Source organism: Sphingomonas sp. (assembly GCF_019746665.1).
Lineage (GTDB): Bacteria > Pseudomonadota > Alphaproteobacteria > Sphingomonadales > Sphingomonadaceae > Sphingomonas.
Map to the genome: position 1 here is coordinate 128,011 of NZ_JAIERS010000025.1, position 9,206 is coordinate 137,216.

The window sequence follows — 9,206 nt, forward strand, 5'->3', positions numbered from 1 at the left end:
ATGGAGGTCTCCATGCGCCGTCCTCTCGCCGCCCTAGCGCTGCTCGCGCTCGCCGCGCCGCTCGCCGCCAAGCAGGCCGCGCCCAGCCCGGCGATCACCGCCGCCGTCGCCGCGCCCGATCGCCCGGCGACGCAGACCGCGCTCGACGAGGGGCGCAAGCCGGCGCAGGTGCTCGCCTTTCTCGGCCTCAAGCCCGGGATGACCGCCGCCGACATCATGGCGGGCGCGGGCTATTATTCGGAGATCATGGCGAGCGTGGTCGGCCCCAAGGGGATGGTGAGCGCGTTCGAGCCCGAGCAGTTCATGAACGATCCGCGCGCGCAAAAGCCCTGGGCCGAGCTGAAGGCGCGCCGCGCCAATGTCGCGCTGATCCCCTATCCGTTCGACAAGTTCAGCGCCGCCCCGGCGAGCCTGGACTTCACCCTGCTCCACCTGACCTATCACGATCTCTATTGGGAAAGCGCGCAATATAAGGTCCCGCGCACCGATCCGGCGGCGTTCCTCGCCGCGCTGTACAAGGCGATGAAGCCGGGCGGGATCGTCGGCGTGGTCGATCATGTCGCAGCGCCCGGGGATACCCGCGCGACCGTCGACAAGCTCCACCGCATCGATCCCGAGGTGGTGAAGGCCGATTTCAAGGCGGCGGGCTTCGTGCTGGAAGGGGAGAGCGATCTGCTCCGCGTGCCCGGCGACGATCACAGCAAGCTGGTGTTCGATCCCAGCGTGCGGGGCAAGACGGATCGCTTCGTCTTCCGCTTCCGCAAGCCGAAGAAATAGCGCTGCTCAATCCTCGGTGATCAGGCTCGTCCGCTTGGTCTCGGGGAGCAGCGCGAAGCCGAGCGTCGCCAGCGCGAGCACCCCGGTGAGATACCAGTAGAAGCCCGCTTCCATCCCCGATGCCTTGAACCACAGGGCGACATATTCCGCCGTGCCGCCGAGCACGGTGTTGCCGATCGCATAGGGCAGCGCGACTCCCAGCGTGCGCACCTCCGCCGGGAACAGCTCGGCCTTGATCAGCCCCGAGATCGAGGTGTAGGCCGACAGCAGCAGCAGCGGCACCAGCACGAGGCCGAGCGCCGCCTCCCAGTCGCGCGCGCCGGCGATCGCGCTGAACACCGGCGCCGACACCAGCATCCCGCCCACGCCGAACAGCAGCAGCATCGGCTTGCGCCCCACCCGGTCCGACACCGCGCCGAGCAGCGGCTGGGCGAGCATGAACACCAGCAGCGCCGCGGTCATGATCTCGGTCGCCGCCGCCGGCTTGAAGCCGCTGGTGTTGACCAGGAATTTCTGCATGTAGGTCGTATAGGCGTAGAAGGCGCAACTGCCCCCGCCCGAGATCAGCGCGACGATCACGAACTCGCGCGGATAGGTGCGCCACAGGCCGAGCGCGCTCGATTTGGCGCGGGCGCCGAGCGCCTCGAACGCCGCCGTTTCCGCCAGCCCCCGGCGGAGCAGATACACCAGCACCGCCAGCCCCGCGCCGATCGCGAACGGAATGCGCCAGCCCCAGCCGCGCAATTCGGCCTCGCTCAGCAGGCTCTGCAACACCAGCGTCACCGCGAGCGCGAGCAATTGCCCGCCGATCAGCGTGAAATATTGAAAGCTCGACCAGAAGCCGCGATGGCGGCGGCTCGCCATTTCGGAAAGATAGGTCGCGCTGGCGCCATATTCGCCGCCGACCGACAGCCCCTGCAGCATCCGCGCGAACAACAGCAGCGCCGGCGCGCCGAGCCCGGCCTGGGCATAGGTGGGCGCGGCGGCGATCAGCAGCGATCCGGCGCACATCAGCACGACCGACAGCGCGAGCCCCGCCTTGCGCCCGCGCGTGTCGCCGTAAATGCCCATCACATAAGCGCCGATCGGGCGCATCAGGAAGCCGACCGCGAAGATCGCGGCGGTGCTCAGCAGCTGCACGGTCTGGTCGGCCTTGGGGAAGAAGGCGCCGGCGAAATAGATCGAGAGCGCCGAATAGGCGTACCAATCATACCATTCGACCAGATTGCCCGCCGATCCGCCCAGGATCGACACCAGCCGCTTGCGCTGCATCCCACTCTCCATCGTCGTTGACTGGCGCAGGCGGGCGCCAAAGAAAAGGGGTGGAGGCGGCGCGCCAAGCCCGCCATAAGCGGCGGCAATGCGTTTGTTGCCTTTCCTGCTGCTGGTGCCGCTCGCGGGCTGTGTCGCGCCGCCGACCAGCGCGCCCGCGCCGCGCGTGGCGACCACGCCGCCGCCCGCGCCCCGCCCGGCGCCCGCGCCCGCCCCGCTCGCCACCGACTGGCGCGACTGGTCGCTGACGCCGGGCGCGTGGCGCTATGCGGACGGCGTCGCGAGCTTCGGCGCGCCCGGCGCGGATCGCCTGGAGCTGCGCTGCGCGGCCGGGCGGCAGCTGATGGTCACCCGACCGGGTAGCGGCGCCGGCACGGTGACGCTGCGCACCACCAGCGGCACGCGCACTTTCGCCGCCGCCGGGGGGACGATCACGCTCGCCGCCAACGATCCGGGGATCGACGCGATGGGCTTCAGCCGGGGACGGTTCGTGCTCGAGCAGAACGGCGCCGCGCCGCTGGTAGTGCCGGTGGCGCCCGAGGTGCTGCGCGTCGCCGAGGATTGCCGGGGGTAGGGCCGCCGCCGCCCTGGCGAAGGCCGGGGCCGAGCATCGTCGCGCCAGCGCCGGCGGCGCGGTTGCAGCAGTTGGCGCGCCACTGGCCCCCGGCCTTCGCCGGGGAAGGGAAATGATGGGGTGGAACGCCGCCGTACCGCGCTTCGCTCCGGCGAAGCTATGGTAGAATTACGGGCGCGAATAGAAAGCGCCACAAATACCATCATTTGCCGATCTTCGTTTCGAGATCAAGACTTGTAGTTTGGTTTTGCATGATTCACATGTGAGTCGTGCTCAGGCAGGGCACGCCGTTTTCAACTAGCGAAAGGAGGTGATCCGATGTCTCATGGTCCAGCAATGAGGTCGGTTCAGTTCGTTCGGGGGACGCGCCGCTAAGCCCGCTACTGCCGGAAGGCCGGGAGATATTCCGCTCCAATCAACGGCTTGATGGCAGGGTTTAGCTGGTTCGCATGGTCTCCCGGGCTGGAACGCTCCGGCCGCTGACCATGTTAGGAGGTTGCCGGGGAGGGCGTTTTCGCTCCCCCGGCAGCCTCTTTTCATTTTTGCGCCAGTAAGTTGCGCGGGTTGCGACCGAAAACGGACCTTGCCCGCCTCCGCCCCCTCGCTAAGCTCCCGCAAAAGCCAGAACCATCGGGGAGCCTTTGTCGATGAAAGCCATTGCCCTAGCCGCGCTGCTGATCGCCGCGCCCGCCGCCGCGCAGCAGGTGGAGGAAGTCTCCATCGACGCCTTGCGCGCGCAGCTCGCCAAGGGCGCGTCGAGCGAGGCGATCACCCGCGCCTATCTCGCCCGCATCGCCGCGATGGACCGCAAGGGGCCGAGCCTGCGCGCGGTGATCGCCACCAACCCGCAGGCGATCGCCCAGGCGCAGGCGGCGGACGCGCGGCGCAAGGCGGGCAAGAGCCTGGGGCCGCTCGACGGCATCCCGCTGCTCATCAAGGACAATATCGAAACCGCCGATCCGCTGCCCACCACCGCCGGCAGCCTGGCGCTGAAGGATAACCTCACCAACCGCGACGCGCCGGTCGTCGCCCGGCTGCGCGCGGCGGGGGCGGTGATCCTGGGCAAGACCAATTTGAGCGAATGGGCCAATATCCGCTCGACCAATTCGATCAGCGGCTGGAGCGCGGTAGGCGGGCAGGTGCGCAACCCCTATGCGCTCGATCGCAGCGCCTGCGGATCGTCGAGCGGATCGGGCGCGGCGGTCGCGGCGAGCTTCGCGGCGGCGGCGCTCGGCACCGAGACCGATGGCTCGGTCGTCTGCCCCTCGGCGATGAACGGGCTGGTGGGGTTGAAGCCGACGCTGGGGCTCGTCAGCCGCACGCATGTCGTGCCGATCAGCCACAGCCAGGATACGCCCGGGCCGATGGCGCGATCGGTGAAGGACGCGGCGCTGCTGTTCTCGGCGATGGTGGGCAGTGATCCCGCCGATGCCGCGACCAAGGATGCCGACGCGCACCGGGCCGACTATGCCGCAGGCCTCGCCGCCGCGAGCCTGCGCGGGGTGACGGTCGCGGTGTATCGGCCCGAGGGGCTCGCCGGCCCGCTCAAGGAGCGGTTCGACGCGGCGCTTGGCGTGCTGAAGGCGCAAGGCGCGACGCTGGTCGAGGTCGAGCGGCCCAAGCTCGACGGGCTGGGCGAGGCCGAATTCTCGGTGCTGAAGAGCGAGCTGAAGGCCGATCTCAACGCCTATCTCGCCACCACCCCGGCGGCGGTGAAGACGCGCACGCTCGCCGACGTGATCGCGTTCGACAAGGCGCAGGCGGCGGCCGAGATGCCGTTCTTCAACCAGGAAATTTTCGATCAGGCCGAAGCCACGCCGGGCCTGGACGATGAATATCGCGGCGCGCGCGCCAAATCGGCGCGGCTGGCGCGCGAGGGGCTCGACACGATGCTGGCGAAGGCCGGCGCGACGATCCTGGTGACGCCGACCTATGGCCCTGCCTGGCCGATCGACCCCATTTATGGTGACCAATATAGCGGCCCTTCGGCGAGCGAATTGCCGGCGGTGTCGGGCTATCCGCACCTCACCGTGCCGATGGGCCTCGCACGCGGGCTGCCGGTCGGGCTGTCGTTCATCGGCAAGCCGTATAGCGAGGCGGCGCTGCTCGGCGCGGGCCATGTCTATGAGCAAGCCGCCAAGGCGCGCGTCGCGCCGCGCTATCTGCCGAGCGCCGATGTCGGGCCGGGGCTGGAGGGGGCGAGGTAACGCCCACCGGCCTTTCGCAGGCCGATCAAACGACGTCACCCCGGCCGCCGAGCCGGGGTGATGCTATGTCTAGCAGTTGGTCGTCAAACTTGCTCAAGCCCCTCCCCTTTAGGGGAGGGGTAGGGGGTGGGGGGAGGTAAGCCGCGATGTCGCTTCTTGGACATCCCCCACCCCAACCCCTCCCCTGAAGGGGAGGGGCTTATGGGCCGACTTGACGATAAGTCAGCTACGAAGCGGCCGTAGAAAAGGGGCTCCGGCGCAAGTCCGGGGTGACGGTGCGAGGGGTGATTGCTTACCGCACCAGCGCCGGATAGGCTGCCCGGAACGCCGCCACCTTCGGCTTGTCCCAATGGACGATATAGGGGTGGTCGGGGTTCCGCCGGAAGAAGTCCTGGTGATAGCCTTCCGCTGGATAGAATTGCCCGGCTTCAAGCCGCGTCACGATCGGCGCGCCGAACGACTTGGCCTTTTGCAGCTGGCCGATATAGGCAGCCGCCACCGCGCGCTGCTGCGCGTTTTGCGGGAAGATCGCCGAACGATAGCTGGGCCCCGTGTCCGGCCCCTGGCGGTTCAGCTGGGTCGGATCGTGCGCGACCGAGAAATAGACGCGCAGCAGTGTGCCATAGCTGACGCGCGACGGATCATAGGTGATCTTGATCGCTTCGGCATGGCCGGTCAGCTCGGTGGTGACGGCGGCATAAGTGGCGGTATCGGCGGAGCCACCGGCATAGCCGGTGACGACCGATTGCACGCCCTTGATCTGCTCGAAAACCGCTTCCATCCCCCAGAAGCAGCCGCCGGCGAACACCGCGGTCTGCAGGCCCTGGGCAGCGGGAAGATCGCGCGCGGGCGGCGGGATCGGCACCGCGCGCTCGGCGCTGGCGGGCGGGGTGATCAGCCCCAAAGCGAACACGCCGCCCACCAGGATCGCGGCGGCGGGGGCAAGGTTCTTCAGCATGTCCGTCCTCGAAAAAAAGCGTCTCCCAACGCTAGCTACGTCCCCTGGCGCGCGACGGTTACGCGCGGACGCGAATTTTTTCAGCGCAGCGGGGTGGCCGCAATCAACCGCGCGGCGATGTTGGAGGCGTCAGCCGGCTGCCACGCGACCATGCCGATCGTGCCCAGCGCGAACCCCGCGGTGACCTGCCACAGCAGTGCCGATTTGATAAGCTTGACCATATTCCAAACCTTCAGACCCGTGCCCGCCGAGTATCCTCGTGCCGGGCGCTACCCTTTGCCGCCTGAAATTGGGATGAACGGTGACGAAACAAGGTGTGCGAAATGGTAACGCACCGTTTCCAGTATCCGTATCAGCCCCTAGGCGCTCAAGCTACGGCGGCGCAGGCCTCGTGGATGCGTCGGCAGGCCTCGGTCAGCGCCTCGGTGCTGGTCGCGTAGGACAGGCGCATCGCCGGCGACAGGCCGAACGCCGCGCCCGGCACCACCGCGACCCGCGCCGATTCGAGCAGATAAGTCGCGACCGCGTTATCGTCGCTCAGCACCGTGCCATCGGGGGTGCGCTTGCCGATCAGCCCGGAACAATCGGGATAGACGTAGAACGCCCCCTCGGGCTTGGGACAGCGCAGGCCCGGCGTCGCGTTGAGCGCCGCGACCATGAGATCGCGCCGCGCCTGGAATACGGCGGCGCGCTCGGCGAGGAAGCCCTGGTCGCCGTTCAGCGCCGCGATCGCCGCGGCCTGCGCGATCGAGCAGGGGTTGGAGGTCGACTGCGACTGGAGCTTGGCCATCGCCTTGATCAGCCATTCGGCACCGCCCGCGAAGCCGATGCGCCACCCGGTCATCGCATAGGCTTTGGAGCAGCCATTCACCGTCAGCGTGCGCTCGTAAAGCTCGGGCACCACCGCGGCGATCGAGGCGAAAGTGAAGCCTTCATAGACGATATGCTCATACATATCGTCGGCGAACACCCAGACATGCGGGTGGCGCAGCAGCACCGCGCCCAGCGCGCGCAGTTCCTCGACCGAATAGGCGGCGCCGGTCGGGTTGCTCGGCGAATTGAGGATCAGCCATTTGGTGCGCGGGGTGATCGCGGCTTCGAGCTGATCGGGCGTCAGCTTATAGCCCTGGTTGGGGCCGGCGGCGACGACGACCGGCGTGCCGTTCGCGAACAGCACGACATCGGGATAGCTCACCCAATAGGGCGCGGGGATGATCACCTCGTCGCCCGCGTCGAGCGTCGCGACCATCGCGTTGAACAGGGTCTGCTTGCCGCCGACATTCACCGTGATCTGGTTCGGCGCATAGTCCAGGCCGTTGTCGCGCTTGAACTTCGCCGCGATCGCCGCCTTCAGCGCCGGGGTGCCGTCGACATCGGTATATTTGGTCTCGCCGCGCCGAAGCGCCTCGATCGCGGCTTCCTTGATGAAATCGGGCGTGTCGAAATCGGGCTCGCCCGCGCCGAGCGAGATCACGTCCACGCCTTCGCGCTTCAGCGCCGCCGCGCGCGCGGTGACGGCGAGCGTGGGCGAGGGCTTGATACGCGCGAGCGCGGCGGAAGGCTTCATCGGCAGATCCTTTCAGGTCCGCTTGCTATAGAGCGCCCGCGCCCTCAAGCAACCGCGCCGGGACCAGCCCGCGCAGCGCGTTGCCGATGAAGAAGCCGGCGGCAAGATCGGCGGGGGTCAAGTCCGCCTCGCGCGCGGCGCCGGTCGCGAGGAGCTCGGCGCGCAGCACCCCCGGCAGCACACGCGCGGCGGGCGGCGTGAGGAGGACGCCATCGCGGGCGACGAACAGCGAGCTAAAGCTTCCCTCGGCAAGCGCGCCATCAGGATCGAGGTAGAGCGTCTCGAACGCGCCGGGGAGGCGGCCGCGCTCCCACGCCGCGCGGTCGCTCGTCTTGTGGTGGCGGCGATAATCGGTGGGGGCGAGCGGGTGCGGGGCGAGCGCGACCGTCACCTCGGCGGGGGTCGTGGGCAGCGGCGCGGTCTCGATCGCGATCGCGCCCGAACGCGCGAGCAGCAGCCGCACCCGGCTCGGCGCGGCGAGGCGGAAGGTCGCCGCCTGCAATTCGTTGCGCGCGGCGTGGCGATCGAAGGCGAAGCCCAGCGCCCTGGCGCTCGCTTTCATCCGCGCCAGATGCCGCTCGATCAGCGGCACGCCGCGCGCGGGATCGAACGCCATCGTCTCGATGAGATCGAAACGCGGCGCTTGCACCGTGACGAAGGCGGCCTTGTCGCGCGTTTCCTGCCATTCGGCTTCGGCCCGCGAATCCGCGACGATGCCCGATCCCAGGCCCAGCGTCACCGTGCCCGCCTGCTCCACCAAAGTGCGGATCGCGACGCTGAAACAGGCGCCGCCGCCGGGTTCGACATAGCCGATCGTGCCGGTGTAGAGCCCCCTTGGCCGCCCCTCGATCGCGGCGAGTGCCTCGATCGCGCGCAGCTTGGGCGCGCCGGTGATCGAGCCGCAGGGGAACAGCGCCGCGAGCACGTCGCGCCAATCGCGCCCCTCGCCCAGCCGCGCGGTGACGGTCGAGGTCATCTGATGGACCGTCGGATAGCTCTCGATCGCGAACAGCTCGGGCACCGCGACCGAGCCGGGGGCGGCGACGCGGGTGAGATCGTTGCGCATCAGATCGACGATCATCAGATTTTCGGCCCGCTGCTTGGGATCGGCGGCGAGCGCGCGCGCGGTGGCGGCATCGGCGGCGGGATCGGCGAGCCGGCGCGCGGTGCCTTTCATCGGCCGGCAGGTAAGCGCATCGCCATCAAGCGCGACGAACAGCTCGGGCGAGAGCGAGGCGATCCGCAGGCTCCCGGTGTCGATGAACGCGCCATAGCCCGCCTGCGCCGCGCGCAGCCGCGCATAGAGCGCGAGCAGATCGCCCGCGATCGGCACCCGCGCCGGGTAAGTGAGATTGCCCTGATACAGGTCGCCCGCGCGGATCAGTTCGGCGAGCGCGGCGAGCTGACGGTCATAGGTCGCGCGGTCGATCAGCGGCTCGGGGGTGCCCGCCCAGGCGCCGGCGGGATCGGGCAGGGTGGCGGGATCGAACGGGGTGGGTTCGTCGAACAGCCCGAACCAGAGCAGCGGCACCCCCGGCGCGGGCGCCAGCGCGGGCAGCGCGGGCTCGAAAGCGGGGGCGGCCTCATAGGCCAGGAAACCCGCCGCGTGCGCGCCTTGGGCCACGGCGGCGGCGATGGTGTCGAGCGCGGGGCGGACCTCGGCGAGCGTGGTGGCGGTGACGATATGGCGCGGCTCGGCATAAAGCCGCGGCGCCGCCCCCCCGGGCCGGGCATCGTCGAGCAGAATGAACACCATCGCTGCCCAAATGCACGGGGGCGGTGGGGTGGTGCAAGCCCGGTGGTGTGCGGGGGGCGCAAAGGATCGCCGCGATGCGCCTTGGTGCCCTCACC

Annotated in this window: 8 protein-coding genes; 3 read left to right on the forward strand and 5 right to left on the reverse strand. The window is 69.1% G+C overall.

What is annotated here, in order from left to right; genetic code table 11:
- Nucleotides 1-12: 12 nt before the first annotated feature.
- Nucleotides 13-777 carry a methyltransferase gene (locus K2X73_RS14880; RefSeq protein ID WP_294112072.1) on the forward strand — a complete coding sequence of 255 codons (765 nt, stop codon included), beginning with the start codon at nucleotides 13-15 and terminating at the stop codon, nucleotides 775-777.
- 6 nt (nucleotides 778-783) lie between these two features.
- Here K2X73_RS14880 and K2X73_RS14885 read toward each other — a convergent pair whose 3' ends face one another.
- Nucleotides 784-2,049 (reverse strand): MFS transporter, encoded by a 1,266-nt coding sequence (locus K2X73_RS14885; RefSeq protein ID WP_294112074.1) that lies wholly within the window; start codon nucleotides 2,047-2,049, stop codon nucleotides 784-786.
- 88 nt (nucleotides 2,050-2,137) lie between these two features.
- Between K2X73_RS14885 and K2X73_RS14890 the strand changes: the two genes are divergently transcribed.
- Complete coding sequence (locus K2X73_RS14890) at nucleotides 2,138-2,623, forward strand: hypothetical protein (protein WP_294112076.1); 486 nt, start codon at nucleotides 2,138-2,140, stop codon at nucleotides 2,621-2,623.
- 647 nt (nucleotides 2,624-3,270) lie between these two features.
- A complete protein-coding gene (locus tag K2X73_RS14895) occupies nucleotides 3,271-4,830 on the forward strand; it encodes an amidase (RefSeq protein ID WP_294112078.1) in 1,560 nt (519 codons plus the stop codon).
- 292 nt (nucleotides 4,831-5,122) lie between these two features.
- Here K2X73_RS14895 and msrA read toward each other — a convergent pair whose 3' ends face one another.
- The 4 genes from msrA to pabB all read right to left on the reverse strand — a co-directional run bounded on the left by msrA (nucleotide 5,123) and on the right by pabB (nucleotide 9,111).
- The gene (gene msrA, locus K2X73_RS14900) at nucleotides 5,123-5,788 is read right to left on the reverse strand and encodes a peptide-methionine (S)-S-oxide reductase MsrA (protein ID WP_294112080.1); all 666 of its coding nucleotides are present in this window, start codon (nucleotides 5,786-5,788) and stop codon (nucleotides 5,123-5,125) included.
- Nucleotides 5,789-5,868: 80 nt separating this feature from the next.
- Nucleotides 5,869-6,009, reverse strand: coding sequence for a hypothetical protein (locus K2X73_RS14905; protein ID WP_294112082.1), 141 nt, complete (start codon nucleotides 6,007-6,009; stop codon nucleotides 5,869-5,871).
- A 146-nt stretch (nucleotides 6,010-6,155) separates the two neighbouring features.
- Nucleotides 6,156-7,355 (reverse strand): pyridoxal phosphate-dependent aminotransferase, encoded by a 1,200-nt coding sequence (locus K2X73_RS14910; protein WP_294112083.1) that lies wholly within the window; start codon nucleotides 7,353-7,355, stop codon nucleotides 6,156-6,158.
- A 25-nt stretch (nucleotides 7,356-7,380) separates the two neighbouring features.
- The gene (gene pabB, locus K2X73_RS14915) at nucleotides 7,381-9,111 is read right to left on the reverse strand and encodes an aminodeoxychorismate synthase component I (RefSeq protein ID WP_294112084.1); all 1,731 of its coding nucleotides are present in this window, start codon (nucleotides 9,109-9,111) and stop codon (nucleotides 7,381-7,383) included.
- Nucleotides 9,112-9,206: the final 95 nt, after the last annotated feature.